At 60.3% G+C, this 26,301-nt stretch carries 29 protein-coding genes; 13 read left to right on the plus strand and 16 right to left on the minus strand.

Features of this window, described 5'->3' with window-relative positions; translation table 11 throughout:
* Nucleotides 1–58 precede the first annotated feature (58 nt).
* From ACHZCU_RS20525 to ACHZCU_RS20555, 7 genes are all read left to right on the plus strand, one after another.
* Nucleotides 59–466 (plus strand): NUDIX domain-containing protein, encoded by a 408-nt coding sequence (locus ACHZCU_RS20525; protein ID WP_319520345.1) that lies wholly within the window; start codon nt 59–61, stop codon nt 464–466.
* Nucleotides 467–674: 208 nt separating this feature from the next.
* On the plus strand, nt 675–932 hold the full coding sequence (locus ACHZCU_RS20530) for a hypothetical protein (RefSeq protein ID WP_024707077.1): 258 nt from the start codon (nt 675–677) through the stop codon (nt 930–932).
* 129 nt (nt 933–1,061) lie between these two features.
* Nucleotides 1,062–1,901 carry a folate-binding protein gene (locus ACHZCU_RS20535; RefSeq protein ID WP_319520346.1) on the plus strand — a complete coding sequence of 280 codons (840 nt, stop codon included), beginning with the start codon at nt 1,062–1,064 and terminating at the stop codon, nt 1,899–1,901.
* Nucleotides 1,898–2,533 carry an HD family hydrolase gene (locus tag ACHZCU_RS20540; RefSeq protein ID WP_319520428.1) on the plus strand — a complete coding sequence of 212 codons (636 nt, stop codon included), beginning with the start codon at nt 1,898–1,900 and terminating at the stop codon, nt 2,531–2,533. The genes ACHZCU_RS20535 and ACHZCU_RS20540 overlap by 4 nt, the downstream gene beginning before the upstream one ends.
* Nucleotides 2,530–3,042: a protein tyrosine phosphatase gene (locus ACHZCU_RS20545; RefSeq protein WP_319520347.1), complete on the plus strand. Its 513-nt coding sequence runs from the start codon at nt 2,530–2,532 to the stop codon at nt 3,040–3,042. The genes ACHZCU_RS20540 and ACHZCU_RS20545 overlap by 4 nt, the downstream gene beginning before the upstream one ends.
* Before the next feature lie 130 nt (nt 3,043–3,172).
* The gene (locus tag ACHZCU_RS20550) at nt 3,173–4,072 is read left to right on the plus strand and encodes a mechanosensitive ion channel family protein (RefSeq protein WP_394706160.1); all 900 of its coding nucleotides are present in this window, start codon (nt 3,173–3,175) and stop codon (nt 4,070–4,072) included.
* 64 nt (nt 4,073–4,136) lie between these two features.
* A complete protein-coding gene (locus ACHZCU_RS20555) occupies nt 4,137–4,988 on the plus strand; it encodes an MOSC domain-containing protein (RefSeq protein WP_319520348.1) in 852 nt (283 codons plus the stop codon).
* A 4-nt stretch (nt 4,989–4,992) separates the two neighbouring features.
* Here the strand turns inward: ACHZCU_RS20555 and recO are convergent, their stop codons facing one another.
* The 9 genes from recO to rpoZ all read right to left on the minus strand — a co-directional run bounded on the left by recO (nt 4,993) and on the right by rpoZ (nt 12,472).
* Entirely contained in the window at nt 4,993–5,736 is a 744-nt protein-coding gene (recO, locus tag ACHZCU_RS20560; RefSeq protein WP_106304607.1) for a DNA repair protein RecO, read from the minus strand.
* An 18-nt stretch (nt 5,737–5,754) separates the two neighbouring features.
* On the minus strand, nt 5,755–6,684 hold the full coding sequence (gene era / locus ACHZCU_RS20565) for a GTPase Era (protein ID WP_319520349.1): 930 nt from the start codon (nt 6,682–6,684) through the stop codon (nt 5,755–5,757).
* Between the two features lie 99 nt (nt 6,685–6,783).
* Complete coding sequence (gene rnc / locus ACHZCU_RS20570; RefSeq protein ID WP_319520350.1) at nt 6,784–7,491, minus strand: ribonuclease III; 708 nt, start codon at nt 7,489–7,491, stop codon at nt 6,784–6,786.
* Nucleotides 7,492–8,238 (minus strand): signal peptidase I, encoded by a 747-nt coding sequence (gene lepB, locus ACHZCU_RS20575; RefSeq protein ID WP_106304613.1) that lies wholly within the window; start codon nt 8,236–8,238, stop codon nt 7,492–7,494.
* Nucleotides 8,239–8,330: 92 nt separating this feature from the next.
* Nucleotides 8,331–8,726, minus strand: a complete 396-nt coding sequence (gene acpS, locus ACHZCU_RS20580) for a holo-ACP synthase (protein WP_319520351.1) — start codon at nt 8,724–8,726, stop codon at nt 8,331–8,333.
* A gap of 28 nt (nt 8,727–8,754) precedes the next feature.
* Nucleotides 8,755–9,345: a DUF2062 domain-containing protein gene (locus tag ACHZCU_RS20585; protein WP_106304619.1), complete on the minus strand. Its 591-nt coding sequence runs from the start codon at nt 9,343–9,345 to the stop codon at nt 8,755–8,757.
* A gap of 142 nt (nt 9,346–9,487) precedes the next feature.
* Entirely contained in the window at nt 9,488–9,649 is a 162-nt protein-coding gene (locus tag ACHZCU_RS20590; protein WP_181190706.1) for a hypothetical protein, read from the minus strand.
* Nucleotides 9,650–9,753: 104 nt separating this feature from the next.
* Nucleotides 9,754–11,958: a bifunctional (p)ppGpp synthetase/guanosine-3',5'-bis(diphosphate) 3'-pyrophosphohydrolase gene (locus ACHZCU_RS20595; RefSeq protein ID WP_106304622.1), complete on the minus strand. Its 2,205-nt coding sequence runs from the start codon at nt 11,956–11,958 to the stop codon at nt 9,754–9,756.
* A gap of 109 nt (nt 11,959–12,067) precedes the next feature.
* Entirely contained in the window at nt 12,068–12,472 is a 405-nt protein-coding gene (gene rpoZ, locus ACHZCU_RS20600; RefSeq protein WP_106304625.1) for a DNA-directed RNA polymerase subunit omega, read from the minus strand.
* A 284-nt stretch (nt 12,473–12,756) separates the two neighbouring features.
* On the opposite strand from rpoZ, the gene ACHZCU_RS20605 reads away from it, so the two are divergent.
* A complete protein-coding gene (locus tag ACHZCU_RS20605) occupies nt 12,757–13,341 on the plus strand; it encodes an NYN domain-containing protein (RefSeq protein WP_106304628.1) in 585 nt (194 codons plus the stop codon).
* A gap of 93 nt (nt 13,342–13,434) precedes the next feature.
* On the opposite strand, the gene smpB is transcribed toward ACHZCU_RS20605, so the two are convergent.
* Together smpB and dapA are read right to left on the minus strand one after the other, a co-directional pair.
* On the minus strand, nt 13,435–13,914 hold the full coding sequence (smpB, locus tag ACHZCU_RS20610; protein WP_106304631.1) for an SsrA-binding protein SmpB: 480 nt from the start codon (nt 13,912–13,914) through the stop codon (nt 13,435–13,437).
* 36 nt (nt 13,915–13,950) lie between these two features.
* Nucleotides 13,951–14,832: a 4-hydroxy-tetrahydrodipicolinate synthase gene (gene dapA, locus ACHZCU_RS20615; protein WP_319520352.1), complete on the minus strand. Its 882-nt coding sequence runs from the start codon at nt 14,830–14,832 to the stop codon at nt 13,951–13,953.
* A 209-nt stretch (nt 14,833–15,041) separates the two neighbouring features.
* On the opposite strand from dapA, the gene ACHZCU_RS20620 reads away from it, so the two are divergent.
* Complete coding sequence (locus tag ACHZCU_RS20620) at nt 15,042–17,117, plus strand: lytic transglycosylase domain-containing protein (protein WP_319520353.1); 2,076 nt, start codon at nt 15,042–15,044, stop codon at nt 17,115–17,117.
* 643 nt (nt 17,118–17,760) lie between these two features.
* On the opposite strand, the gene ettA is transcribed toward ACHZCU_RS20620, so the two are convergent.
* Nucleotides 17,761–19,410, minus strand: coding sequence for an energy-dependent translational throttle protein EttA (gene ettA / locus ACHZCU_RS20625; RefSeq protein WP_319520354.1), 1,650 nt, complete (start codon nt 19,408–19,410; stop codon nt 17,761–17,763).
* Nucleotides 19,411–19,619: 209 nt separating this feature from the next.
* Here ettA and ACHZCU_RS20630 point away from each other — a divergent pair, with 209 nt between their 5' ends.
* A complete protein-coding gene (locus ACHZCU_RS20630; protein WP_106304647.1) occupies nt 19,620–19,958 on the plus strand; it encodes a BON domain-containing protein in 339 nt (112 codons plus the stop codon).
* A 6-nt stretch (nt 19,959–19,964) separates the two neighbouring features.
* On the opposite strand, the gene ACHZCU_RS20635 is transcribed toward ACHZCU_RS20630, so the two are convergent.
* The 4 genes from ACHZCU_RS20635 to ACHZCU_RS20650 all read right to left on the minus strand — a co-directional run bounded on the left by ACHZCU_RS20635 (nt 19,965) and on the right by ACHZCU_RS20650 (nt 22,411).
* Nucleotides 19,965–20,678, minus strand: coding sequence for a ribonuclease (locus tag ACHZCU_RS20635; protein ID WP_319520355.1), 714 nt, complete (start codon nt 20,676–20,678; stop codon nt 19,965–19,967).
* Between the two features lie 109 nt (nt 20,679–20,787).
* On the minus strand, nt 20,788–21,132 hold the full coding sequence (locus tag ACHZCU_RS20640; RefSeq protein WP_106304653.1) for a RidA family protein: 345 nt from the start codon (nt 21,130–21,132) through the stop codon (nt 20,788–20,790).
* A 36-nt stretch (nt 21,133–21,168) separates the two neighbouring features.
* Entirely contained in the window at nt 21,169–21,507 is a 339-nt protein-coding gene (locus ACHZCU_RS20645; protein ID WP_319520356.1) for a TIGR01244 family sulfur transferase, read from the minus strand.
* A gap of 67 nt (nt 21,508–21,574) precedes the next feature.
* The gene (locus ACHZCU_RS20650; protein WP_319520357.1) at nt 21,575–22,411 is read right to left on the minus strand and encodes a DUF4432 family protein; all 837 of its coding nucleotides are present in this window, start codon (nt 22,409–22,411) and stop codon (nt 21,575–21,577) included.
* A 130-nt stretch (nt 22,412–22,541) separates the two neighbouring features.
* Here ACHZCU_RS20650 and ACHZCU_RS20655 point away from each other — a divergent pair, with 130 nt between their 5' ends.
* The 3 genes from ACHZCU_RS20655 to ACHZCU_RS20665 all read left to right on the plus strand — a co-directional run bounded on the left by ACHZCU_RS20655 (nt 22,542) and on the right by ACHZCU_RS20665 (nt 26,209).
* A complete protein-coding gene (locus ACHZCU_RS20655; RefSeq protein ID WP_319520358.1) occupies nt 22,542–23,882 on the plus strand; it encodes a L,D-transpeptidase in 1,341 nt (446 codons plus the stop codon).
* A gap of 238 nt (nt 23,883–24,120) precedes the next feature.
* A complete protein-coding gene (locus ACHZCU_RS20660) occupies nt 24,121–24,708 on the plus strand; it encodes a DAK2 domain-containing protein (RefSeq protein WP_319520359.1) in 588 nt (195 codons plus the stop codon).
* Between the two features lie 70 nt (nt 24,709–24,778).
* On the plus strand, nt 24,779–26,209 hold the full coding sequence (locus tag ACHZCU_RS20665; RefSeq protein WP_319520360.1) for a deoxyribodipyrimidine photo-lyase: 1,431 nt from the start codon (nt 24,779–24,781) through the stop codon (nt 26,207–26,209).
* Nucleotides 26,210–26,301: the final 92 nt, after the last annotated feature.

A 26,301-nucleotide genomic window follows, 5' to 3' on the forward strand; every position in this document is an offset into this window, starting at 1 on the left:
ATGAATGACAAGGCCCGCTGCCCCCCGCGGGCCTGATGAGCATGCCGGAAGGAACCCAATGTCCGTTTCACCCAAGCCCGCCTCCTCCGTGATCGTCCGTCGCGGCGGAAAATTCCTGCTCGTGCGCCGGGCAAATCCGCCCGCACAGGCAATGTATGCCTTTCCCGGCGGCAAGGCCGAAGCCGGCGAAACCGCCGAACAAGCCGCCATCCGCGAACTTGCCGAGGAAACCGGACTTGCTGCAAACCGGGCCGATCTCTTTGCCGTATATGATCTGATAGACAGGGATGACAGCGGACAGATCACCAGCTTCTACCGGCTGAGCGTGTTTCTCGCCGACGTGGAAGACGACGTCGTGGCCGTGGCCGCAGATGACGCCGATGACCTCGGCTGGTATGCGCTTGGCGAAATTCGGACCATGAATGTGCCGACAAGCGTTCTCGAATGCGCCGAAAAGCTCGGTTAGAGCATCGGGCGGTTCAGATTAACCACCCGATGATCTAGACGGCTTGAAAGTGTGACCGAAGCGACACATTCGCGCTGTCACGCAAAGCACTTGGCCCGTCTGTTAACCGGCTGTTGACTTTTTATGTCAGCGGCGCTGACAGACTGCATAAAAACTTGTTACGATAGCCCCGGAACAGCCAAGAACGAGAAGCCAGCAAGGAACTCAGATGAAGCCGAATGCCAATGAAATCGACGATATGATCGTGCGGGAAAAGATGCAGGCGGCTCTCGAGTACCAGAACGAAGCATGGGCCGATGGTGTTGCCGATGGCATCGAACCCGAGATCATTGCCGATGCGGCGCTGGCGCTGGCCATGCGCGAGACCGTGCGGATGATTGGCGAGGAAGGCGCTGAAGCGATGCTGGAATCGCTGCGCGAGCGCATGCTGGCCGGTGAGTTTTCACCCGATCGCATCCTGCAGTAGCTTTGCCCCTGCGGCCGTTATGACGCCCGCCCCGGGATTTTCCTTCCCGCATTGACGAATGCCGCCGACCGCGTGACAAATCGGATCGCGATTCGATCAGCGCGCGCGGCGTGCATGAAAGGGACGAACATGGCATCGATCCACCTTCCGGACAGGGCCTTCATCACGCTTGCGGGTGAGGACGCCGAAACGTTTCTGCAAAACCTGGTAACCACGAACATCGAGGGGTTACCTGCAGGCGAAGCCTGGCCCGGCGCGCTTTTGACGCCGCAGGGCAAGATCATGTTCGATTTCCTGATCTCCCGCAGCCCGGACGGCTTTCTGATCGAAACCCATGCGGACGACCAGTCAGCGCTGGCAAAGCGGCTGATGCTTTACAAGCTGCGCGCCAAGGTCACCATCGCAACGCCAGAACATGATGGCGCCACCCTCTTTTATGGCGACACCGCGGCCCCCGAAGGGGCCGTGCCGGACAGACGTTTCGCGCTTGCCGACATGCCCCTGATGCGCCTGCCCGGCCGGTATAATGACGCCGCACAAGACCCTGAAACATATACAAAACTGCGCATTGAAGCGGGCGTGGCGGAACTGCATGCCGATTATGCCACGCAGGACGTTTTCCCGCACGATATCCTCTATGACAGCAATGGCGGGCTGAACTTCCGCAAGGGCTGCTATGTCGGCCAGGAAGTGGTTTCGCGCATGCATCACCGCGGCATGGCCCGCCGCAGGCTTGTGCAGCTTGCAGCCGCCGAGCCGTTTACAGCAGACGACGGCGCGGTGCAGGCAGGCGGCAAGATCGCCGGCACGATCTGTTCTGTCAGTGACGGCAAGGCCATGGCAATCGTCCGCGTGGACCGTATCGCGGCCGCCAGCGGCGATGTCAGCGTCAACGGCGCGCCGGTCAGCGTGACACCTTACGCATGGAGCGGTGTGACGCTGGAAGCCTCAGGCACGGAGACCGACTGACCATGGCCAAGACCGATGTCCGCGCCTGGCAGCGCATGCTCTCTGGCCGTCGCCTCGACCTGCTCGACCCCTCCCCGCTCGATGTCGAGATTTCCGACATTGCCCACGGCCTTGCCCGGGTTGCCCGCTGGAACGGGCAGACGGTCGGCGCCCACGCCTATTCCGTCGCCCAGCACAGTCTCGTGGTCGAGACCATTTTCATGCACTGCTACAAGGCAAGCCCGGAAGACTGTCAGATGGCGCTTCTGCACGACGCGCCGGAATATGTGATCGGCGACATGATCTCGCCGTTCAAGGCGGTGGTCGGCGGCGGTTACAAGAGCGTGGAAAAGCGGCTTGAGGCCGCTGTCCACCTGCGCTTCGGCCTGCCGCCGCACCCCTCCCGCACCCTGAAATCCAGGATCAAGGCGGCCGACCGTATCGCAGCCTATTTCGAGGCGATCACGCTGGCCGGCTTCTCGCATGCCGAAGCAAAACGCTTCTTCGGCGAGCCGAACGGTGTGTCGATCGAGATGCTGACCGTCGAGCCGATGGCAACCACGGACGCACAGACCCGCTTTCTCGCCCGCTTTTCGGAAATCGAGAACGAGCGCGCCAGCACGCCCGCGCCTGCAAAACGGAACAGCGGATGACCGCAAAAATTGTCGTCAGCCCGCTTGCGCGCATCGGCGAAATGGCTGCCCGCCACGACTGCCGCCACATGCTGTCGCTGATGGCCAATGGTCACGATTTCGCCCGGCCCGGCATGATCGAACCGCGCCGTCATCTGACCTTGCGCATGAACGACATTGCCTTTGCCGGAACCGGAAACCTGGTCGCTCCGGAGGCTTCGCATATCGAGCAGATCATCCGTTTTGTTCGTCGCTGTGACGGGCCGCTGCTGATCCATTGCTGGATGGGCGTTTCGCGTTCACCAGCCGGCGCTCTGATCGCGGCACTGGCGCTCAAGCCGGAACTGGACGATTTCGCGCTGACACAAACACTCAGAACAGTGTCGCCCTTCGCGACACCGAATGCCCGCCTCATTCTTCTAGGTGATGAGGTGCTCGGCCGGAAAGGTCGCCTAATCGAGGCAGTCAAGGCAATCGGCCGCGGCCGCGAATGCCAATTGAACCTTCCTTTCGTGCTCGACCCCGAGTGAATGTGCGACGACACGTGCAAAGTTGCACCAACTATGAAGTTTTCGTAGCATGGACTTACGCTGAAAACGCCCTAGCTAGGCAAAAAACACACTTCCGATTTCCGAAGACAAGGCATTTTCAATGGATAATATAGAGCAACAGGTCGGCGACATGTTCAAGGCGTCCGGCGATTTCGCCAACGCAATATGGGCGATGGTGATCACCTACACATTTTCGGTCCTCGGCGCGATCATCCTTCTGATCGTCGGCTGGATCGTGGCTGCCATCGTGCAGCGGTCGATCAAGAATGCGTTTTTGAAGTTCGATAATGTCGACCGCACGCTTGCCGGTTTCTTCGGCAATATCGCACGCTATGGCGTTCTGACCATCGTCATCATCATGGTGCTTGGCCAGTTTGGCGTGCAGACGGCCTCCATTCTTGCCGCTCTTGGTGCTGCCGGTCTGGCAATTGGTCTCGCCCTGCAGGGCACACTACAGAATATCGCGGCCGGGATCATGCTTCTTGTGCTACGTCCCTTCCGCGTCGGCGAATATATCAGCACCGGTTCGATTGACGGCACGGTGCAGGAAGTCGGCCTGTTTGCGACCGAATTAAAGACGCTCGACGGCCTGTTCCGCCTGGCGCCGAACTCCACGCTCTGGAATGTCTCGATCACCAATTATTCGCGCGTCAGCGAGCGCATGCACGAACTGGCCATCGGCATCGGCTATGATGACGACCTCAGGCAGGCCATCGACATCCTGATGGATCTGGCCAAAAACAACGAAAACGTGCTTGCCGATCCGGAACCCTACGCCTTCGTAAAGGAACTCGGCGACAGCGCCGTTGTCGTCGCCATGCGCTACTGGACGCCCGGCGCCGTCTGGTGGAAGACCACCCATGTCATGACCCGCGACGCCAAGCTGGCCTTTGACGAAGCCGGCATTTCCATCCCCTTCCCGCAGGTCACGCTTTCCTCGCTGGACGCGGATGACAAACCGCTCGAAAAGACCGACGAAACCGCTGACAAGCCAGCGGAAAAGAGCTAAGGATTTATCGAAGATGCCGGCCTCGCGCCGGTATCTTTTTATCGATATCCTCCCGGAGCTCACCATGAAAATCGCCGCCCTCAACATCTATCCGCTCAAAAGTGCGCGCGGGATCGCCCTTTCTAAGCGGCAATGCGGTTTTTCAGGCCTTCAGGGCGACAGGATCGCCGTGATCACCGATCCCGACGGCCATTTCATCACCCAGCGCGAATTACCGGCCCTTGCCCGACTTTCGGTGCGGCCGTCCGATCAGGGGCTGGAAATCGAAATGGACGGCGCAGAGACGCTTTTTGCGGCCCCGCACAGCACGGGGCGCTTCGACGTCACCGTCTGGAAGGACACAGTCAATGCCGCCGGCACGGCGGCGAGCGTGAATGAAACGCTTTCCAGCTGGCTTGAACGTCCGGTGCGTCTGGCCTTCTTTGACCGGCAGGCGAACCGGATCGCCAGCCGCGACTGGATTGAAACCGATACGCCGGTTTCCTTTGCCGATGGTTTTCAGCTTCTGGTGACCACCACGGGCTCGCTTGCAGCACTGAATGCCGATCTGGCGGCCCAGGGTGCTGCAACGGTCGGCATGGAGCGTTTCCGCCCGAATATCGTTCTCGACTGTGAAGACCCCTGGGCCGAGGACGGCTGGACGGGCATCACGGTCGCCGGGATACCGATCGATTTCGTAAAACCCTGTTCGCGCTGCATCATGACGACCCAGGACCAGATGACCGGTGCGCGCGGCGGCGCGAACCCGTTGCCTGCGCTGGGCCGGCAGCACATGTCTGGCGACCGTCGCGTACCGGGACCGCTGTTCGGCTGGAACGCCGTGCCGCACGGTGAAGGCATGCTGCAGGTCGGCGATACGGTGGAAATCACGGGCGAGCGCGACGAACCCTGGCCGTTGAAAAAACGGCGGGGCTGACAATTCAGGCCGTCTGCTGTTTTTCCAGCGCCTTCAGGGTGGCGGTGATGAAGCTTTCACGGGCGCTGTCCGGCTTGATCCCGCGCGGCTCGTAGACGTGCCGGTCGAGAAAGAAACCGGTCAGGCGAAACCCGGCTGCAAGGCCCGGGCGATCGGCCGCCTCGTTGAGGTCGGCGCGCAGAAAATCCGGCAGCGCCAGCATCCGGTCGGCATAGGGGGCACCGGCCTCCTTTGAGACCGCCCTGCCCGATTTCGGTGAAACATAAACGAGATTGACCGCCGAACCGTTTGCCGCACAGCGCGCCAGATCGAGCCCGAATCCGAGCTCGTTGAGAAGCGCCAGCTCGAAGCGTACAAACAGCTCGCCCGCCGTCGCCGGGTCTTCCAGATGTGCAATGATCACCTCGACGGCGTCGCAAAGGTGCCGGTGCGGATCGCGTTCCGGCAAAAGGCGCAGCAGCGCCGCCATGGCCCGCATGCCGTGAAGCGCCGTGGCTGACTGCATCAGGAGCCCGGCCCGCTGACTGAGCGGCTCCACCCGGAATTCGCCGAGATGTTCGGAAAGCCGCGCGCGCCATGTCAGCGCAACCCGGTTGCCGGGCTGCAAAACCGGCCTGAGCGCACGGGAACGGCCGCCGCGCACCAGCCCCAGGTGACGGCCGTGCGCAAGGGTCATGACTTCGGCAATCGCACTGGTCTCGCCATGGCGGCGCATCCCCAGAACTATGCCTTCGTCATGCCACTCCATCGGTCCCGTCCCGTTCGGTTATTTCGAGTAGTCGAGCCCCATTTCGCGATAGCGCTCCGGGTCGTCGCCCCAGTTCTCGCGCACCTTCACGAACAGGAACAGATGAACATTCTGGTCGAGGATTTCGGCAAGTTCCTTGCGCGCGGCCATGGAAATCGACTTGATTGCCTCGCCGCCCTTGCCGAGCGCAATTTTCTTCTGGCTGTCGCGCTCCAGATAGATCACCTGCTCGATCCTGACCGATCCGTCCTTGCGTTCCTCCCACTTCTCGGTCTCGACATGAGCGGAATACGGCAGTTCCTGATGCAGCCGCAAAAACAGTTTTTCGCGGGTGATTTCCGCCGCCAGCTGGCGCATGGGAAGGTCGGAGATCTGGTCTTCGGGATAATACCACGGCCCTTCCGGCAGGGTCTTTGCAAGATCGTCCATCAGATCGTCACAGCCCGAACCGTTGGTGGCGGAGATCATGTAGGTCCGGTCGAAGGCGATCACGGCATTGGCGGCAGCGGCCAGCGCCAGCAAGTCCTCGTGGCGCACACGGTCAATCTTGTTCAGCACCAGGATTTTCGGCTGCCGAACCTCCTTCAGCCCTTCCAGAATGGCTTCGGCATCGCCCTTCAGCCCGCGCTCGGCATCGACAAGCAGCATGATCAGATCGGCATCGCGGGCGCCGCTCCAGGCCGCCGTCACCATGGCGCGGTCCAGCCTGCGGCGCGGTTTGAAGATGCCGGGCGTATCCATGAACACGATCTGGGTGTGGTCATGGATCGCAATGCCGCGCAGCATGGCGCGGGTGGTCTGGACCTTGTGGCTGACAATCGAGACCTTGGCGCCGACGAGACGGTTGACCAGAGTGGACTTGCCGGCGTTTGTCGGACCGATCAGGGCGACAAAGCCCGAGCGGGTCGCAACGGCTTCTCCACCACCTGCAGATTCAGTCTCGGTCATCTGTTTCTCCTGCGGCCGGCCAGCGCCGAAACCGTTAAACATTGTTTGATTTCAATATACTGCTACGCTGAACGAAATCGGCGCATGAACGAAAGCGCATCAGTCCGCGGGCGTCCAGACACCTTCACGTTCAAGAAGCCTGGTCGCCGCCACCTGTTCGGCAGCCCGCTTCGACCGGTCGACGCCGATCTCCGGCGCCACGCCCTTGACCGTCACCTTGACCGTAAAACGCGGTTCGTGATCAGGCCCCGAGCGGTCTTCGACATGATAGACCGGCGTTTCGCCATGATTGGCATGCGCCCATTCCTGCAACTCGGTCTTGGCATCGCGCCTCAGCGTCACGCCGTCGGCAAAAAGCGGTTTCCAGTGGGTCTCGATGAAACGCCGGGCCGGCGCCAGACCGCCCTCCAGATAGATCGCGGCAATCACGCTTTCGACCACGTCGGCACGAATGCTGAGAACCCGCTTTCCCGTCAGCTTCTTCACGTCCTGTCCGGTCTTGATGAAGCGATGAAGACCGAGATTATCGGCAACGCGCGCGCAGGCTTCCGCACTCACAAGCTGGTTGAGACGAACGGAAAGCTCGCCCTCGCTTGCCGTTGGAAACAGGGTAAACAGGTTCTCCGCAATCACAAGGCCCAGCACCCGGTCGCCCAGAAACTCGAGACGTTCGTAATTGCCGTCCTTGCCGTTGCGTGCGCTGGAATGGGTCAGGGCCCTGCCGAGACGCTCGGTGTCGGAAAACTCGAACCCGATCAGCGCGGCCAGTCGTCCCGCTTCTTCCTGCTGTGCACCATGCGCTGCCATTCAGCCACCGATAACCTTGAACACGCGGTCCCAGCGCATGTTGAACGGCCACTTCCAGATTTCGGCAAACGACGTGTCGTTGCCGAGCGAGAAGAAGATCAGGCTGGCACGGCCAACGAGATTTTCCGCCGGAACGAAGCCGACATCGAAGCGGCTGTCGAGCGAATTGTCGCGGTTGTCGCCCATCATGAAATAATGGCCTTCGGGGACGATGAATTCGCGAGTATTGTCGCCCGGCGAATTGCGAAGCTCATCGAGCGTGTCGTAGCTGACGCCGTCCGGCAGGGTTTCGCGAAACACCGGAATATTGCGGCCGGGGTCCCTGCGATAGTCGGAGGTGAAGGTGCCATCGGACGTGCGCGGAACCGGTTCGCCGTTCAGGTACAGGATATCGTCCCTGACCTGAACGCGGTCACCCGGCAGGCCGATCACGCGCTTGATGTAGTCAACCTCCGGATTCGGCGGATAGCGGAAAACCACGACATCGCCACGCTCGGGATCGGAACCGAAGATGCGGCCTTCGAACAGGTTGGGCGAAAACGGCAGCGAATATTTCGAATAGCCGTAGGAAAACTTGTTCACGAACAGGTAGTCACCGACAAGAAGCGTCGGCATCATCGAGCCTGAGGGAATCGTAAAGGGCTGGAACAGAAACGTCTTGATCACCAGTGCCAGCAGCAACGCCTGGACAATAACCTTGACGTTGCTCCACAGCGAACTTTCCTGCTTTTCTTCTTTTTCGGCCACGCAGTGCTTTCCTTCTTTCACCCAGGCTGTCCGTTTGCCCGAGCTTTAGCCCCTTCACCGGGATCAGGCAATGTTTTTAAGCCAATATGCCGTTACTGCACAGCTTCGATAATCACGAAAGCCTGCGCCAATGGATAGTCGTCCGTGATCGTGACATGGATACGGGGCTCACAACCCTCCGGCATCATCTGCGCCAGAAGATCGGCCGCAACGCCGGTCAGCTCCATCGTCGGCTTGCCGCCCGGCAGATTGACCACCCCCATATCCCGCCAGAACACGCCGCGGGCAATGCCGGTGCCCAGCGCCTTTGCGCAGGCTTCCTTGGCCGCAAACCGTTTGGCGTAGGATGCCGCGCGATTGCGGCGATGATCGGACTTTTCCTGCTCGATTTCGGTGAAACAGCGCGCGGTGAACCGTTCACCGAAACGCGTGATCATGCGTTCGATCCGCCTGATATCGATGAGATCGCTGCCCAGCCCGACAATCATCTGTTTTCTCCGTACACGGCCTGCCCGATCAGCTCTTGGTGCCTTCGGCGACCGATGTCTGCTTGCCGTCCGGCTTGTTGGCGCGCGCGGCGAGCATGGCCTGGCGCCGCTGCTGAAACGACTGCACTGCAAAATAGGTGAGCGCGTAGAACATCAGTCCGCTCAGTAAGGCGGGCAGTATCGAACCGACGGCCATCGGCTCCAGCAGCGGCCGCCAGAGGTCCGACAGTTCAAAGCGATGCACGAGATCGACGAGATTGATATGGTCGCGTTCGGCAGCACTGCGGCCCAAAAGCGCACTGCCGAACCGCCAGGTGGAAATCCAGATGAAGGGAAATGTCAGCGGGTTGCCGAATGCCGTGCCAAGGGCTGCCGCGGCATAATTGCCGCCGAACAGAAAGGCGAGCGCGAAGGCCGAGACGAAATGCCCCCCGATAAAGGGCGTCCATGAAACCGCAACACCGGCGGCAATGCCCATGGCGATTGCATGCGGGGTGGCCCGGAGGCGGACCGTGCGGTGATAAAGGTAGACCGGCACGCGCCAAAAGCCCTTTTTGGGCCAGAATGCGGCGCGAAACCGCTGCCAATAATTTGCCTGGGAACGTCTCTTAAAAAGCATCGCCTAGTTTTGACATCCGACGGGGTGATTGCAAGGGCCGATGCATTCGAGTGCGCGTTTGACCGGCAGATGAACGACGGGTTCGTCCACCCCCTGTCTTCCTGCGTACGCCTGCGGATGTCAACTCCACCAGGCGGTTTTGTCAGCCCTGGTTTTGCTCACCCGAATGCCGTTCGGGCGTTGGACGGTTGGGATCGAAGCTATGGTCGATATTGTCGATCACATGCTTGACGCCCCCGACTTCCTTCTCGGAAACCTTTGGACTGGTAAAGCGCTTGAAGAAGCGCATCAGACGGTCCAGCATCTTGCACCTACCTTTCCGCGTCAGATCTGTCTGCGACAGATAGAAACGCTATGGGAAAGACGCGGCAAAAACGTGGAAAGTTCCAATTTTTTTGAAATTTCGGCCTATTCGAACAGGCGGCTGACGGTGGCGACGCAGTCAAGCGCCTGAAGCTGGTTCAGGGTCTGCGTCAGCTGGCGCAGGTCCCAGACTTCCATATCCATGGTGACCTCGGCGAAATCCTCGGCAACGACCTTCATCTGGATCGTGCGGATATTCACGCCCAGCGTCGCGATCGTCTCGGTAATCCGGGCAAGCGTTCCCGGCTCGTTCAGCACACTGATGCCGACCCGAGCGCGAAAGCGCTTGTCGTTGGTGGAGTCGATGTCCCAGCGGATATCGATCCAGCGGTCCGGTTCGTCATCGAAATGCTGCAGGTCCGGAGACTGGATCGGGTAGACGGTGATACTGCCATCATCGCCGGCAATGCCGACGATGCGGTCGCCGGGCACAGCGCCTGTCGGGGCAAACCGCACGGTTGCGCCGGCATTGAGACCACGCAGGGGAAAACTGCCCGGCGCCGGCTCGCCTTCGGCCGTTTCGGGAAGCTTGAAGGCCATGCCCTCGCCTTTGGGAAGGCTGACCCAGCCCTCCTCGCTGCTGGGCTTGACGGTAACGCGCTCATCCTTGTGGTCGGGGAAGACGGCGCGCAGCACGTCGCCTGACGACAGTTCGTTGCGCCCGACGGCGGCAATCACGTCCTCGACGTCGGTCTGGCCGAGCCGGTGCAGCACGGTTGAAAGCACTTCGCGCGAAAACGTCTTGCCGGAACGGGCAAACGTGCGCTCCAGAATGCGGTAACCAAGGCCGCTATACTGTTTGCGGATCGCCGCGCGCGTTGCACGCCGGATGGCCGCGCGCGCCTTGCCGGTGACAACGATCCCTTCCCAGGCCGGCGGCGGAACCTGCACGCCCGAGCGGATGATCTCCACCTCATCGCCATTGTTGAGCCGCGTGACCAGCGGCATCATCCGGCCGTTCACCTTGGCGCCCACGCAGGTGTCGCCGACATTGGTGTGCACGGCATAGGCAAAGTCGATCGGCGTGGCGTCCTTCGGCAGGGCAATCAGCTTGCCCTTGGGCGTGAAGCAGAACACCTGATCCTGGAACAGCTCGAGCTTGGTGTGCTCGAGGAATTCTTCGGGGCTGTCGCCTTCCGCCAGCGCCTCGATGGTCTTGCGGAACCAGGAGAAGACGCTGGTTTCCTCGTCATCGACCTGCCCCTTGACGGTGCGGCCGTCCTTGTAGAGCGCATGCGCCGCGATACCGTATTCCGCGACCTCGTGCATGTGCTTGGTACGGATCTGCAGTTCGATACGCTGCCGCATCGGCCCGATAATGGTAGTGTGCAGCGACTGATAGCCGTTCTGCTTCGGGTTGGAGATATAATCCTTGAACCGCTCCGGCACCATCCGCCAGGTGGTGTGCACCAGCCCGAGCGCGCGGTAACACGTCTCCACCTCGTCAACGATGATGCGGAAACCGTAAAGATCGGACATTTGCTCGAAGGAGAGCGATTTCGACTGCATCTTGTTGAAGATCGAAAACGCCTTTTTCTGCCGGCCCTTGACCTTGACGTCTTCAAGGCCCTGCGCCTGAAGCAGCGCCCTCAGTTCATCTTCAATGCTCTTGACCAGCGCTTCGTTCTGGCCGGAAAGGTCCTGCAGCTTGCCGTTGATGGTCTGGTAGGCATCGGGATTGATATACTGGAAAGACAGGTCTTCCAGTTCCTCGCGCATGTCCTGCATGCCCATGCGCCCGGCAAGCGGCGCATAGATTTCCATCGTTTCTTCCGAAATACGGCGACGCTTGTCGGGGCGCATGTAATAGAGCGTGCGCATATTGTGCAGACGGTCGGCGAGCTTGACCAGAAGCACGCGGACATCGTCGGCCACCGAAAGCAGAAGCTTGCGCAGATTTTCGGCCTGCTGGGCCTTGCGCGACACAAGGTCGAGCCGCTTGATCTTGGTAAGCCCCTCGACCAGCGCACCGATCTCGTCGCCGAAAAAGGCATCGATTTCAGCGCGCGTCGCCGATGTATCCTCGATCGTGTCATGCAGCAGCGCAACGGCGATCGTCGACTCGTCCATATGCAGGTCGGTCAGGATCGCGGCCACTTCAAGCGGATGCGAAATATAGGGGTCGCCGCTGGCGCGCCTTTGCCGGCCATGTTTCTGCATGGCATAGACATAAGCCTTGTTGAGCAACGCAATATCGGCGTCAGGCTTGTATTTCTGTACCCGCTCAACAAGTTCGTATTGCCGCATCATGACTGAAAGACCGGGCCCGGGCGGGCTTTATACGGGTCAGGCGCGGCCCGTTCTGACAAGAAAAACAGGAAAACGGATAGCGGGGCGCTAGGCCCCGCTTGAAATGCGATCAGTAATCGTCGCCTTTTTCCGGCGGAACCAGTCCCTCGATACCGGCACGAAGCTCTTCTTCCGACATCTGGTCGAAAGGAATGGCCTCGGGCTGATCGGGACGGTCTGCGGTTTCCTCGCCGACATCGTCTTCCGAGGAAGCGCTCTGGGTCGTTTCCGCTTCAGGCTCGTCCACTTCGACGTGACGCTGCAGGGAATGGATCAGGTCTTCCTTGAGGTCGTCGGGCGAAAGTGTCTCGTCAGCGATCTCACGCAGTGCGACAACGGGATTTTTGTCATTGTCGCGGTCGACAGTTATCGGAGCGCCCTGGGAAATAAGACGCGCACGATGACCGGCGAGCAATACGAGATCGAACCGGTTGTCAACTTTGTCGATACAGTCTTCAACTGTGACACGTGCCATTGACTGTCCTTTTAGGTGATTTCTGTGGAATTGCATCTCATAGAGATTCATAAATCGGAATTCAAGAGCGTATTTTCAAGCTCGCCCAATGGTTTTGAACCAATGAGGATATTTCCCGACAACCATAATAACTGTGGGTTGAATATTGCCGAATCATGTCTAAATCAATAATGGGTGGCCAGCCGGCACACCAATCATTAGACTGTATATATTGTCGAGATTTTTTACCGCGGCCTTGGGTTCGGGCCATGCAATTCAGCAGGTTTTAGTGAAGGATATTTTCCATGTTTGACCCGCGCGAAAAAATTGCGCTCTTTATAGACGGAGCGAACCTGTATGCCGCCTCGAAAAGCCTGGGGTTTGACATAGACTACCGCAAGCTGCTGAAAACCTTCAGCGAGAAGGCCTACCTTCTGCGTGCTTATTATTATACCGCGCTGATCGAAGATCAGGAATATTCCTCAATCCGGCCGCTGATCGACTGGCTGGATTACAATGGCTACAAGGTTGTCACCAAGCCCGCCAAGGAATTCACCGACTCCATGGGACGCCGGAAGATAAAGGGCAACATGGATATCGAGCTGGCCATTGACGCAATGGAACAGTGTTCGACCGTCGACCATCTGGTCATTTTTTCCGGCGACGGCGACTTCACCACGCTCGTTGAAGCGGTGCAGCGCAAGGGCCGAAAGGTTTCGGTGGTCTCGACCATGGCAACCCAGCCGCCGATGATTGCCGATGACCTGCGCCGCCAGGCCGATCATTTCATCGATCTTGCCTCGCTGAGATCGCAGGTCGGCCGCGAACTGTCCGAACGCCCGCAACGCGAGCGGGCCGCAGAGGTCGTTCCCTCCGACTTCGACGACTGACAGATTTCAGAACAAGCAATCCGGAAGGTCGCATCACCGTGACCGGACCGCGGGCGTGGGACACCAAACGCAACATCAAGGTGACCGCCCGCATCAACCGAGTTGCTTCAAAAGCCTGCTCTTTTCCCGGTTCCAGTCGCGCTTCTTGACCGTCTCGCGCTTGTCATGAGCCTTCTTGCCCTTGCCCAAAGCCATCTGCAGTTTCGCCAGCCCGCGCTCGTTGAAATAGAGTTTTAGCGGGATCAGCGTCATGCCCTCGCGGTTGACCGCCGAGCGCAACCGGCTGATTTCCCGGCGGCTGAGCAGAAGCTTGCGGCGGCGGCGCGGCTCGTGATTGAAGCGATTGCCCTGCAGGTATTCAGGGACATACGAATTGATCAGCCACATCTCGCCATCCTCGTCGGAGGCGTAGGATTCGGCGATATTCGACTTACCCTCGCGCAGTGACTTCACCTCGGTCCCGGTCAGAACCAGGCCCGCCTCGAACGTGTCGAGAATCTCGTAGTTGAACCGCGCCTTGCGGTTTTCGGCGACGGTTTTGAATGCGCCGCCCTTGCTGCCTTTCGGAGCCATGGTCTTTTTCCGTTCCTTGAGCGGCGCTTCGCGCGATCAGTCGATCAGGCCGGCATGCCGCAAAGCGGCGTCGATGGCATTGGCCGTTCTTTCCTCCACGCCGAGCAGCGGCAGACGCACCGTATCGCCCATCCGCCCGATTTTCTTCAGCGCATACTTAGTGCCGCTGACGCCGGGTTCAAGAAACAATGCCTTGTGCAGCGGCATCAGCCTGTCCTGACAGGAAAGCGCAGTCTTGAAATCGCCCGCCAGAAGCGCGGTCTGAAGCTCGGAACAGAGCTTCGGCGCCACATTGGCCGTAACCGAGATGCAGCCGACGCCGCCTTCGGCGACAAAACCGTGGGCGGTGGCATCCTCACCGGAAATCTGCACGAAATCCGGCCCGCAGGAGATGCGCTGCTCGCAGACACGCTCCAGCTTGCCGGTGGCATCCTTGACGCCAACGATATTGGAATAGGTCTTTGCAAGCTGCCCCATGGTTTCCGGCAGCATGTCGATGACCGAGCGCGGCGGAATGTTGTAGATGATGATCGGCAGCGTGATCGCCTCGGCAACCGCCGCAAAATGGGCGAAAAGCCCCTTCTGGGTCGGTTTGTTGTAATAGGGCGTTACCACCAGCACCGCATCGGCGCCGGCCTTTTCCGCATGCTGGGCCAGATCGATCGCTTCGCGCGTATTGTTGGAGCCGGCGCCGGCAATGACCGGCACGCGGCCGGCAGCAGCCTCCACACAGAGATCGACAACCCGCCGGTGCTCGTCATGGCTGAGCGTCGGCGATTCACCGGTGGTTCCGGCCGGCACCAGCCCATGGCTGCCTGCCTCGATCAACCAGTTGATGTGATCGACAAAACCCGCCTCGTCCAGCGCGCCGCTTTCGGTAAACGGGGAGACGAGAGCGGGAATGGACCCCTTGAACATGCAGTATCTCCTGGCGGCGTTCATTTTAAAGCCGCATTCCTGTTTCAAAATCGAGCGCACCATAATGCCGGACATGGGGCACTGCAAGCATTGCGTTCGGTGATGGAGGGGTCTTCCGCCACCCTTGAAAATCATCAGGGTTAAGGCGATCTTAACCGAGAAGACCGATAGTTTCAGGCGCTGTTGAATTCGATCCCCGGGACGCTCGAATGAAGAAAACCCTGTTGTTGCTTTCGCTCGCCACGTCCGTGGCCGTGACAGATATTGCGCTTGCCACCGCGCAGGAATTTCCCTCCGTCGCCCCCATTCCCTTTGCTCGGCCTGACCGGCCGGCGGCCGCACCTTCGATCACCCCCTCGATGGAGATCACCGGCGCCATCACCCAGCCGGTGGCAAACCCCGCCTCGAGTTCGATCCTGAAACACGGTCTGGATGCGCTCAAGGAAAGCGACGTCTCGACAGCACTGCGCGACCGCAACCGCCTTCCGGAAGGTTCGCTTGACCACCAGATCATGAGTTGGGCCATTGCGCTTTCCGGCGACAAGGGCGTCCCCTCCTCCGAGATTGCCGAAGCGCAGCAGGAACTGCGCGGCTGGCCCGGCCTTTCGGCACTGAGGGCCCATTCCGAACGGGCCTATGCCGACGAAAACCCGTCAGCCAGCGCCGTCGTCGCCGCTTTCGGCAATACGCTTCCGGTCACCTCCGAGGGCACATTGCTGCTCGGCAAGTCGCTGCTTGCGACCGGCCAGCGCCAAAAAGCCCACGATATCGTTGTGCGCGCATGGACCGGCTGGGCGCTCGACACGGCGACCGAAAACGAATTTCTGAACGCCTTCGGCTCGATCCTCACGCGGGAAGACCACAAACAGCGCATGGTCTACCTGCTTTATCGCGACCGCGCGACGCAGGCCAAGCGCTTCTCCGAATACGGCAATGCGCAATCCTTCTACAACGCCTGGGCCGCCGTTATCCGCCGGCAGTCCAATTCCGACAGCCTGATCAATGCCGTGCATTCCTCCTGGCACAGCGATCCTGGCTTTCTCTATATCCAGATCCGCAATGCCCGACAGAACAACCGTTACGATACGGCTGCCGCACTGTTGAAGAAGGCGCCGCGTAATCAGGCCGCGCTCGTCAACCCCGACCAGTGGTGGGACGAAAGCCGCATTGTCGGCCGTCATTTCTATGAGGAAGGCAATCCGCGCCAGGCCTATCAGATCGTCGCCGCGGCCATGCCGGAAGGCAGGCTCGACAGGCTGGACGCGGCTTTTCATGCCGGCTGGATGGCACTGCGCGGGCTGAATGACGGGCGCACGGCCTCCGCCCATTTCGCCGATATCGTCGCGATTTCGCCAACGCCGATCTCCTCGTCGCGCTCCTATTACTGGCAGGGCCGCGCCGCAGAAGCCGGCGGCCCCGGCAATGCGCGCGATTTTTACCGTCAGGCCGGCCGGTTCCCGACCACGTTCTACGGCCAGCTTGCGCTGCAGAAGCTCGGCCAGACGCAGTTTAACGTCGATTATCCGAGCCCGACGCCCGCCGACCGCTCCAATTTCCAGAAGAACCCTGCCGTTCAGGCGATCAACCGGCTGCAATCGGTTGGCCACGGCTGGCGCGCCGACAGGCTTTACCGCGCCCTTGCCGAGCAGCTGACCAGCCCCGGCGAACTGGCGATCCTCGCCTATCAGGCCGAACAGGACCGCAGCCACACGCTTTCGCTTCAGATCGGCAAGATTGCCTATGGACGCGGGCTGGATGTCGCAGCCCTTGCCTTCCCCATCGGCGTGATCCCGACGGACGCCAATATTTCCGGCTCCGGCATGGCGCTGGCCTATGCGATCGCGCGGCAGGAAAGCGCCTTCAACCCGGGCGCCGTTTCGCCCGCCGATGCGCGCGGCCTACTGCAGCTTCTGCCGACAACCGCCCGCCGTGTGGCCAGCCGCCACGGCCTGTCCTATTCGGCAAGCCGGCTGACCAACGACCCGGCCTATAACGCAACGCTTGGCGCGCATTATCTCGGCGAACAGATCGACCGTTTCGACGGCTCCTACATCCTGACCTTCGTCGCCTACAATGCCGGCCCCGCCCGCGTGCCGCAATGGATCGATCGTTTCGGCGATCCGCGCGGCAAAAACCTCGATTTCGTCATCGACTGGATCGAATCGATCCCCTATCCGGAAACGCGCAACTACGTCCAGCGCATCATGGAAAACTACGAAATCTACAAGGCCCGCCTCAACCAGCCGACAGACATCGCCCGGGATTTGATCTACGGGCGCACGTGAGGCAATGAAAAAGCCGGAGACGATGTCTCCGGCTAAGACGGCGGACAAAGCTCACCCCGCTCTCCTTCGTCACCCTCGGGCTTGTCCCGAGGGTCTAAGCACGCATGAACGCGACAAGCGTATCGGTCAAAAAGTCAATTTAAAACAATCTATTACGGACCGCCAACGCCGCTTACGCTGAGCGGTGGTTAGATCCTCGGGACAAGCCCGAGGATGACGTCCGTAAAAAGGATAGGCTTGTCAGTAAACTGAACCGGAGGTGATGCCTTCGGCTTAACTTGTTGACAACGCCTGCTTGCGGGCGGCGCATCTCCCCCTTTTCTCGAGGGCTGTCGCAGATGGCCTTGGATCTTGCTCCTAATACTCTCTCCCGCCTGCGGGAGAGATGCCCCGAAAGGGGCAGTGAGGGTGAAGCAGCATTTCAATCCGTGAGGGCGTCCGCGTGGATAAGTCCCCCCTTCACTGTCGCTGTCGCGACATCCCTCCCCTCCGGGGCGAGAAGACCTGGGGGCTGTGCGGCAAAGCCATATGCGATAACCCTTGATGCCGGCTCAAGACCGGCATGACGGAAAAGCTGGCAAGGGCCTTTGTCTAGAACCCGAACAGGCGGCGAAGACAAAGTTTCGCCGCCCAAACGTAGTGTCTACCGCGTCAGCGGCTTGTAGGTCACCCGCTTCGGGTTGACGCTTTCCGGGCCGAGGCGGCGGATCTTGTCGGCTTCGTAGTCGGCGAAGTTGCCTTCGAACCATTCCACGTGACTGTCGCCCTCGAAGGCGAGGATGTGGGTGGCCAGGCGGTCGAGGAACATGCGGTCATGGGAGATGACCACGGCGCAGCCAGCGAAGTTTTCCAGCGCATCCTCAAGGGCTGCCAGCGTCTCGGTATCGAGGTCGTTGGTGGGCTCGTCGAGCAGCAGCACGTTGGAACCGGATTTCAGCATCTTGGCGAGATGAACGCGGTTGCGCTGGCCGCCGGAAAGCGTGCCGACCTTCTGCTGCTGGTCGCCGCCCTTGAAGTTGAACGAACCGCAATAGGCGCGACTGTTGACTTCGTGGCTGCCGAGCTTGATCACGTCGACGCCGCCGGAAATCTCTTCCCAGACCGTCTTGTCCGGATCGAGCGAATCGCGGCTCTGGTCGACATAGCCGAGATCGACCGTCTCGCCGATGCGGATTTCGCCGCTGTCCGGCTTTTCCTGCTCCGTGATCATCCGGAACAGCGTCGATTTACCGGCGCCGTTCGGACCGATGATGCCGACAATGCCGCCGGGCGGCAGCTTGAAGGTAAGATCGTCGATCAGCAGACGGTCGCCATAGCCCTTGGTCAGCCCTTCGGTCTCGATCACGACCTGGCCCAGACGTTCGCCCGTCGGGATCACGATCTGGGCATCGCCCGGACGACGGTCGGCCGCCGATTTGACGAGATCGTCATAGGCGCGAATACGGGCCTTCGACTTGGTCTGGCGGGCCTTGGGATTGGATGAAATCCACTCCTGCTCGCGTGTGAGCGCCCGCTGGCGGGCAGCCTCCTCGCGGCCTTCCTGGGCCATGCGCTTGGCCTTTGCCTGCAGATAGGCGGTGTAATTGCCCTCGTAGGGAATGCCGCGACCACGGTCGAGCTCGAGGATCCAGCCCGTGACATTGTCGAGGAAGTAGCGGTCATGGGTGATCATCAGCACGGCGCCGGGATATTCGCGCAGGTGCTTTTCAAGCCAGGCGATGGTTTCGGCGTCGAGATGGTTGGTCGGCTCGTCGAGCAGCAGCAGATCGGGCTGCGACAGCAACAGGCGGCAAAGCGCGACACGGCGCTTCTCACCGCCGGAAAGGTTGACGACATTGGCATCACCGGGCGGGCAGCGCAGCGCTTCCATGGCCATCTCGACCTGGCTTTCGAGGTCCCAGAGGTTCTGGCTGTCGATGATATCCTGAAGCTGGGCGGCCTCGTCGGCCGTCTCGTCGGAATAGTTCATCATCAGTTCGTTGTAGCGCTCAAGGGTGGCCTGCTTGTCGGCAACGCCTTCCATGGCGTTTTCCATCACCGTCTTTTCCGGGTTGAGCTCCGGTTCCTGCGGCAGGTAGCCGACAGTGGCGCCCTCTGCCACCCAGGCCTCCCCGGTATACTCGTTGTCGAGCCCGGCCATGATCCTCAGAACAGTCGATTTACCTGCACCGTTCGGCCCCAGAATGCCGATCTTGGCGTCCGGGTAGAAGGACAGGTGAATGTTCTCGAGTACCTTCTTGTTGCCATAGGCCTTGTTGAGGCCTGCCATGTGATAAATGAACTGACGTGCCATATGCCGCGTAATCCTGATTTTGAAATGCTTATCGTGTCCTGGGGCGCTATTTAGGCGAAACACGACGTTTTAACAATGCGCCTGCCGATATTTGACGGTTTTGCCTGCCCCGCCAAAACCGCGTTCGCGCCACAGATTGAACAATCGCCGCCGCCATACGTTTTATCCTCACGTGAGCAGAAAAACGACAGAGAGGAAAGGACGCGACAATGGTTCAGAAAAAAGCAGCTTTCTTCGGCACCACGGTAGAAAACACCGAAGACTGGCAGGAAAGCGCCCGCAAGGAAGACGCGATCGCCACCGAACTGGCAGCCTCCGGCCTGGTGGATGCAACCGAAGTGCAGGTTGCGGTCTCCGGCGACGAGGCGCGGCTGACGGGGACTGTCTATCTGCGCGAAGAAATCGCCACCGCCGGCAATATCGCGCTCGGCGTGGAAGGCATCAACCGCGTGCGCAATGGCCTCAAGCCGCGCGAACGCTCGATACAGACCAGAAACCAGAGCCACGACAAGGAAGCGGACGCCCGCGCCCAGACCCGCACGCTCTGATCGTTGCTAGTCGAAACCTGCGGGATCGACGATACCGCCGGCGCAGCCGAACGACGTGCCGCCGGCGGACTGGATGAGGTCGGCGAGAGATTTGTCCTGCCCGTAACCTGCGCCAAGCCCGATCGTCAGTTCGGTAATCAGCGTTCTGTCGCCATCCTTCCGGCACTTCATTTTGACGCGCCGGGCAGCATCGGACCCGAACGCATTGTCGAAGGCGGCCGTGATGGCATCGGCAGGCAGATAGGTGCCGAGATTTTCCGCAAACAGATCGGCGACCGCCGAGGCGTTCAGATCCTCCATCAGAGCGAGCGAACGGGCGTAATAAGCTTCCGCCGTCATCCCGCTACAGGTGCCGTGCTTGATCCATTCATGGCGCTGAAGCCCGGATTGTGTGCCGGGCATCACCGTTTCAAGCGCGGCCCGGGTGCCGGTTTCAAGGTCGAGTGCGGGTAAATCCAGCCAGTCTCCGGCGGCATCCATATCGCGCAGCCTTTTGTCGACTGCGCAATAATTGTCCCCCATGGGCCAGAGGCCATGGAGCGAAAAGCGGCGGGCATCGAACCGGTCTTCGCTCTGGCTGCGGCATTCCGGCTTGTCCGCCTGCCCCTCGCAAAAGGCCGGCTGCCAGCTGACGGCCAGAAGCGCCTCGGTTCGCCCTGCCAGCGCCGGCGTCGCCGACAGGCCAGCCACCAGGCACAGAAGAGCCGCAGACACCCGCATCCTCATATTCCGCAGCCTCTTCGCCCCTGCCATCAATTCCCCTCCCAAAAGCAAACGGCCTCCGCGATTGTTCGCCGGAGGCCGCTTATCGTAAGCAAAAGGCCAGAAATCAGTCCAGCGCGGCGGTAACCGTGAACTCGACCAGAAAGTCCGGCGTGGCAAGTGCCGCCTGGCTGGTGGCGCGCGCAGGCGGATTGGCCGGATCGATCCAGTCCTTCCACACCGCATTCATCTCGGCGAAATCACCCATATCCTTCAGGTAGATCAGCGTCTGCAGCAGTTTCGACTTGTCGCTGCCGGCAGCGGCCAGAAGCGCATCAACCTTGGCAAGGCAATCCTTTGCCTGCTCGGCAACGGTGGCACCGGCACCGGTCTGGCCGGAAAGGTAAACGGTGTTGCCATGGACAACGGCACCGGTCATCAGCGGGCCAACTTCAATACGTTTTACAGTCATGTTTCGGTTCTTTCCAATTTCATTCAACAACAAATCTCAGCCGCGCAGACGCTTTGCCTCTTCGTAGATCCGGGTCGAACGGGCGCCCGAGCGGCAATAGCCGAGCACGGGTTTTTCCAGATCGTCGAGCGCATCCACCATGCCGGTGACCGCATCAGGCGTCAGCCCCATGCCGCCGACCGGCACATGCGCCACATAAAGCCCTTCCTTCTCAGCCGCCGCCGCGACATCGGCAAAGGCCGGCTGACCGGCTTCCTCGTCATCGGGCCGGTGGCAGACAATGGATTTGAAGCCCTGCGCCTTGATTTCGGCGATGTCTTCGGGCGTGATCTGCTCGCTGACGGCATAAAAATCATCGATCGGACGGATGTTCATTCCGGTTCTCCTTCGCATTTTGGCAGCAAGGTAAGCGAGCCGTTCGACATTGCAAGGTCGGCAATGCTCATGAAAAGCGGATACGCAAACGAAATTTGCGCGTTTCGCCGGGAGCAAGCAGCGTCAGTTCTCCATCCTCTGCCAGTTGCTTCCGGCTTGCCGCGCGATGGGAGGCCGGCTCAATGCCGACGATATGGGCCGGCGCTTCCTGATTGCGCCAGATCTGCAGAAACGGCAGCGTATCGGTATCGACCTCGAGATTGAACGACAACCCGCCAAGGGCCGCAATCGGGCCGAACCGCGTTTTCGACCAGCCGTCGTCATCGGCAACGGCCGGCACGCAGAAAAGGCCGTGATCGCCCTCCCCGAAATGCCAGGGCAGAGATTTTTCGGGCAGTGATTCGCTTGTCAGCCGAACGCCGTCATCAAGGTGCATGGCGCCGAAATTGATATGATACATCATCATCACCGGCAGCGGCGTGTCCGATGTGTTGACCACGGTATCGGTCAGTTCAAGCGCACCGTTGGCGCCGTCAAGCGTCCAGACGCGCTCGATCAGCATGTCGCCGCCATTGGCGGTCCTGACGGGGATATGGCAGACGCATTCCGCCCCCAGAGCGCTGATCTCCAGCGATTTCACCGCAGCGGCATTGCCGGAAACGGAGCCGTGCAGCGGAAAAAACCGGTTTTCCTCGCCCTCGACCGGTTCGGGGTGGCGAATGTGATCCGGTCCGCAGGTAAACAGAAACCCTTCGAGCGAATGGTCGATCCGCGGATCACCATCATCGGGGATCGCCCGTTTGGGAGCGATATCGACACCGGCGACAACGCAGCCGGCAATATCCATGACCGAGGTCGGATCAAGAAAAACGCAAGGGCCGCTTCTGGCAGCGAATTCGATCATTTTGTTAACCAAGTCTGCTGTTATTTGAAACTGATGTGTTCAGCGAACGTTCATTCCGAAGAAGCGAAAATCAAACGAACCGAGGCCAGGCGCAAGCGCTCGCCGATGACAGCAGCAATGCGTTGAAACCATGAAAAAAGCAAGATTTTACACGATCCCATTTGTTTTCGCCCTGGCGCTCCTGCCGGTGACGGAACCGGCTGCGGCCCACGAGCCGCTTTACAAGAACGGTCGGCAGATTTTTCTGGTCGCCCCGGACGGACGCCAGCTCGACTATATCCCCGAATATGGCAGCGTGGTCATGGGCACCGACGCCGAGGGCAGGCCGATCCTGCTCGACCGGTCCGGCAATCTTGTGGCCACCGAAATGTCGGCCCGGGAATATCGCAACCTCCGGGAAAATCGTGGTGGTCCGGCAAGCCTGGCCGAGCGCGGCTGGCACCGCAATGACCGGGGCTGGAACGGCGATCGCTTTGCAAACCGGCCTGACCGGTACAACAACCCGCCGCGCGGATGGAACGAAACCCCGTCCGAGAGCTATGGCTTTCCGCCGCCCCCGGACATCCCCGCGCCAGCCGCCCCCGAACCCGACAGGGCTCCGGCAAGGGCACAGGCCAGTGCAAAACCGGACATGAATGTCGTGGCGCTTCAGGTGTTTCTGGACCGCAACGGCCTGTCACCCGGCGTGATTGACGGTCTGATGGGCAATAATGTCCGCAAGGCGCTGGACGCCTACGCCGAAAAGAGCGGCCGCCAGCTTGATGCCGACGCCGACAGCGAAACCATCCTGCAATCGCTGTCGCTGGAAGGCGGGCTGCCGGTGAAAAACTACACGATTACCGCTGAGGACGCTGCCGGCCCCTATGTCGCCAGCATTCCCTCCGACTATGGCCGCAAGGCCGAACTTCCGGCCCTTTCCTACACCTCGGTTTCGGAGATGCTTGCGGAAAAATTCCATATGGATGAAGGCTTTCTGAAGGCGCTTAATCCCGACGCCGACTTCTCCCGCCCCGGAACGGTGATCAAGGTGGTCAACCCGGGCGGAAAGCAGAAAGGCGCCGTTACCCGCATCATCGCCGATAAAAGCCTCAAGCAGCTTTTCGCCTATGACGAGGCAGGCGCTCTGGTTGCCGCCTATCCGGCCACCATCGGGTCGACGGACACCCCGTCTCCGTCGGGCACCGTCACGGTCGAGCGGGTGGCGCTGGATCCCAACTATACCTACAACCCGTCGAAAAACTTCAAGCAGGGCGACAATGACCGGGTCCTGACCATCAATCCGGGGCCGAACGGACCTGTGGGCAATGTCTGGATCGCGCTTTCGAAACCCAGCTATGGCATTCACGGCACGCCCGATCCCGCCAAGATCGGCAAGACCTCCAGCCATGGCTGCGTGCGCCTGACAAACTGGGATGCGCAGGAACTGGCCGCCATGGTCAGCCCGGGCGTCACGGTCGAATTCGTCGAGTGAACCGGAGCGGCGCCGGGCCGTTCCTGACAAACGTCAGAAAATCAGGAAGTCGAATATGACAGCGGGCAAAAACAGCCCCGCTACGCCTTCGCAAATGTAAAATTCTGGTCTATAAAAGAACAATAGTTTGGCGTTTTTCGAATTACCTTTTTTCAGCGTCTGAAGCAGCAGGCGCATCATCAGTTTTCAGCGGTGTAAACCGAACATGGACGATATAACTTCATTTGAGATCATTGGTATGTTTTCGGAAATCGCGGCAGCGGTTTCCCGCAACAGTCTCTGGTTGAGCAGGCTGGACACGATTTCCGGCGACGGCGACCACGGGGAAGTCATTTCCTCGGCATTCATTGCCATGGAGCATCAGCTGGCAGCGCTCGATCCTTCATCGGTGACACCCGCCCGCGTCTTCGACATGGCTGCCGAAACCTTTCTGAAAATCGATTCTGCCTCTGCCCGGCTTTACGCCTCCGCCTTCCGGCGTGCCGGCAGCCGCCTTCCGGGAAGCCACGTCATCAGCGACGATGATTTCGACCGGGCTTTTGCCGCCATGGCCAGCGGCATCATCGACCATGGTCAGACAAACGCGCCACACAAGAACATGGTGGACGCCTGGAAGCCCGCACTCAAAGCCTATGAGGCCGCACGGGACAATGGCAGCCATATGGCCGACTGTCTGACCGCGGCAGCCGATGCCGCCCTTGCAGGCTCCGAGCCGGCGACCGACAGCGATCCCCTGCCCTTTGCCCATCCGGACAAGGTGATGGATGCCGGTTGCGCATCTGCCGTTCTGATCATGCGCTCGATGCGCTACGCGCTGCAGGATTAGCATCCGTCGGCCTTTTCTCCTGCACGGGCCTGCCCTACATCATGGTCATTCATTGCCGTGACAGGATATCATGCCGAACAAGACACCCGCGATCTACTGGATCCGCCAGGACCTCCGCATCAACGACAATGCCGCGCTGATGGCCGCGGCCAAGGGCGACCGCCCGGTGATCCCGCTTTATATCCGCGACGATGACCTGGCCGGCGCACTGGGGGGCGCGCAGGCCTGGTGGCTGGAACGCTCGCTTGCCCGCCTTGGCGAGGCCTATGATGCGCTCGGCACCCGCCTTGTGCTCAAAAGCGGAAAACCCGAGACGATCATTGCCGACCTGATCGGGGAGACCGGCGCCGAAACCGTTTACTGGAACCGGCGCTACACGCCGGAGGGCATGCGCACCGATAAAGCACTGAAGCAAAAGCTGCGCGATGACGGCATCGATGCGCAGAGCTTTGCCGGACGGATCCTGCACGAGCCATCCAAATTCGAAACCAAATCCGGCGGCCCCTACAAGGTCTATACCCCCTTCTGGAAGGCATTTTCGGCAAATCCGCGGATTGCCGATCCGCAGGATGCCCCCGACGGGCTGACAGCGCCCGATAAAAAACCGCAAAGCGAGCGGCTTGAAGACTGGAAGCTTTATAGCGGAAAACCGGATTGGGCCGCCGGCTTCGACGATATCTGGACGCCCGGCGAGGCGGCGGCGAACCACCAGCTCGACTGGTTCATCGATGATATCGCCGAACATTACGCATCATCGCGCGACCGGCCGGATATCGAGGCAACCTCGATGCTGTCCCCGCACCTCGCGCTTGGCGAGATTTCACCGGCCACCATCTGGCACCGGGTGGAGCGCGCCAAAGGTCTGTCGTCGGAAAACAGGAAAAAATTCCTGCAGGAGCTGGTCTGGCGGGATTTCTGCTATCACCTGCTGTTTCACGCCCCCGATCTGCGCACCGAAAACTGGAACAGCCGGTTCGACGGCTTTGAATGGCAGGACAATGACGAAGCCTTCGACGCGTGGACGCGCGGGCGCACCGGCTATCCGATCGTCGATGCCGGCATGCGGCAGCTCTGGCAGGAAGGCACGATGCACAACCGGGTGCGCATGATTGCCGCCTCCTTCCTGATCAAGGATCTGATGATCGACTGGCGCAAGGGAGAGGCATGGTTCCGCGACACGCTTGTGGACGCCGATCCGGCGTCCAACCCGGCCAACTGGCAATGGGTGGCAGGCTCGGGCGCCGACGCCTCACCGTTTTTCCGGATCTTCAATCCGGTGCTTCAGGGCAACAAGTTCGATCCGCAGGGCGATTATGTCCGCCGCTATGTGCCGGAGCTTGAAGACATGCCGGCAAAACATATCCACGCCCCCTTCGATGCACCGCGCGACGTGCTCGATGCCGCCGGCGTGACGCTGGGCAAAGACTATCCGAAGCCGCTGGTCGACCACAAGAAAGCCCGCAACCGTGCGCTTGCCGCCTTCGAGAAGATCAAGGACTGAAATGGGTTTGCGCAAATGCTTAAAAACGGGCAATCGCATACCTTGCCTGAATCCCGCCAAAGGCGTTTCTGGGACGCAAAAATGCAAGGATT

Origin of the sequence: uncultured Martelella sp. (assembly GCF_963677965.2) — a bacterium.
In the GTDB taxonomy this organism is placed as follows: Bacteria; Pseudomonadota; Alphaproteobacteria; order Rhizobiales; family Rhizobiaceae; genus Martelella; species Martelella mangrovi.

Excerpts from the sequence above, each read along its gene's own strand:
- ACHZCU_RS20595 (WP_106304622.1), bottom strand. The coding sequence starts at position 11,958 with ATGATGCGGCAATACGAACTTGTTGAGCGGGTACAGAAATACAAGCCT.
- acpS (WP_319520351.1), bottom strand. The coding sequence starts at position 8,726 with ATGATTGTCGGGCTGGGCAGCGATCTCATCGATATCAGGCGGATCGAA.
- ACHZCU_RS20630 (WP_106304647.1), top strand. The coding sequence starts at position 19,620 with ATGGTTCAGAAAAAAGCAGCTTTCTTCGGCACCACGGTAGAAAACACC.
- ACHZCU_RS20585 (WP_106304619.1), bottom strand. The coding sequence starts at position 9,345 with ATGCTTTTTAAGAGACGTTCCCAGGCAAATTATTGGCAGCGGTTTCGC.
- ACHZCU_RS20620 (WP_319520353.1), top strand. The coding sequence starts at position 15,042 with ATGAAGAAAACCCTGTTGTTGCTTTCGCTCGCCACGTCCGTGGCCGTG.
- ACHZCU_RS20535 (WP_319520346.1), top strand. The coding sequence starts at position 1,062 with ATGGCATCGATCCACCTTCCGGACAGGGCCTTCATCACGCTTGCGGGT.
- ACHZCU_RS20545 (WP_319520347.1), top strand. The coding sequence starts at position 2,530 with ATGACCGCAAAAATTGTCGTCAGCCCGCTTGCGCGCATCGGCGAAATG.
- ACHZCU_RS20635 (WP_319520355.1), bottom strand. The coding sequence starts at position 20,678 with ATGCGGGTGTCTGCGGCTCTTCTGTGCCTGGTGGCTGGCCTGTCGGCG.
- ACHZCU_RS20665 (WP_319520360.1), top strand. The coding sequence starts at position 24,779 with ATGCCGAACAAGACACCCGCGATCTACTGGATCCGCCAGGACCTCCGC.
- smpB (WP_106304631.1), bottom strand. The coding sequence starts at position 13,914 with ATGGCTCCGAAAGGCAGCAAGGGCGGCGCATTCAAAACCGTCGCCGAA.
- ACHZCU_RS20525 (WP_319520345.1), top strand. The coding sequence starts at position 59 with ATGTCCGTTTCACCCAAGCCCGCCTCCTCCGTGATCGTCCGTCGCGGC.
- ACHZCU_RS20605 (WP_106304628.1), top strand. The coding sequence starts at position 12,757 with ATGTTTGACCCGCGCGAAAAAATTGCGCTCTTTATAGACGGAGCGAAC.
- ettA (WP_319520354.1), bottom strand. The coding sequence starts at position 19,410 with ATGGCACGTCAGTTCATTTATCACATGGCAGGCCTCAACAAGGCCTAT.
- ACHZCU_RS20640 (WP_106304653.1), bottom strand. The coding sequence starts at position 21,132 with ATGACTGTAAAACGTATTGAAGTTGGCCCGCTGATGACCGGTGCCGTT.
- ACHZCU_RS20650 (WP_319520357.1), bottom strand. The coding sequence starts at position 22,411 with ATGATCGAATTCGCTGCCAGAAGCGGCCCTTGCGTTTTTCTTGATCCG.
- ACHZCU_RS20530 (WP_024707077.1), top strand. The coding sequence starts at position 675 with ATGAAGCCGAATGCCAATGAAATCGACGATATGATCGTGCGGGAAAAG.
- ACHZCU_RS20660 (WP_319520359.1), top strand. The coding sequence starts at position 24,121 with ATGTTTTCGGAAATCGCGGCAGCGGTTTCCCGCAACAGTCTCTGGTTG.
- recO (WP_106304607.1), bottom strand. The coding sequence starts at position 5,736 with ATGGAGTGGCATGACGAAGGCATAGTTCTGGGGATGCGCCGCCATGGC.
- rnc (WP_319520350.1), bottom strand. The coding sequence starts at position 7,491 with ATGGCAGCGCATGGTGCACAGCAGGAAGAAGCGGGACGACTGGCCGCG.
- ACHZCU_RS20555 (WP_319520348.1), top strand. The coding sequence starts at position 4,137 with ATGAAAATCGCCGCCCTCAACATCTATCCGCTCAAAAGTGCGCGCGGG.
- ACHZCU_RS20655 (WP_319520358.1), top strand. The coding sequence starts at position 22,542 with ATGAAAAAAGCAAGATTTTACACGATCCCATTTGTTTTCGCCCTGGCG.
- rpoZ (WP_106304625.1), bottom strand. The coding sequence starts at position 12,472 with ATGGCACGTGTCACAGTTGAAGACTGTATCGACAAAGTTGACAACCGG.
- ACHZCU_RS20590 (WP_181190706.1), bottom strand. The coding sequence starts at position 9,649 with ATGCTGGACCGTCTGATGCGCTTCTTCAAGCGCTTTACCAGTCCAAAG.
- dapA (WP_319520352.1), bottom strand. The coding sequence starts at position 14,832 with ATGTTCAAGGGGTCCATTCCCGCTCTCGTCTCCCCGTTTACCGAAAGC.
- era (WP_319520349.1), bottom strand. The coding sequence starts at position 6,684 with ATGACCGAGACTGAATCTGCAGGTGGTGGAGAAGCCGTTGCGACCCGC.
- ACHZCU_RS20645 (WP_319520356.1), bottom strand. The coding sequence starts at position 21,507 with ATGAACATCCGTCCGATCGATGATTTTTATGCCGTCAGCGAGCAGATC.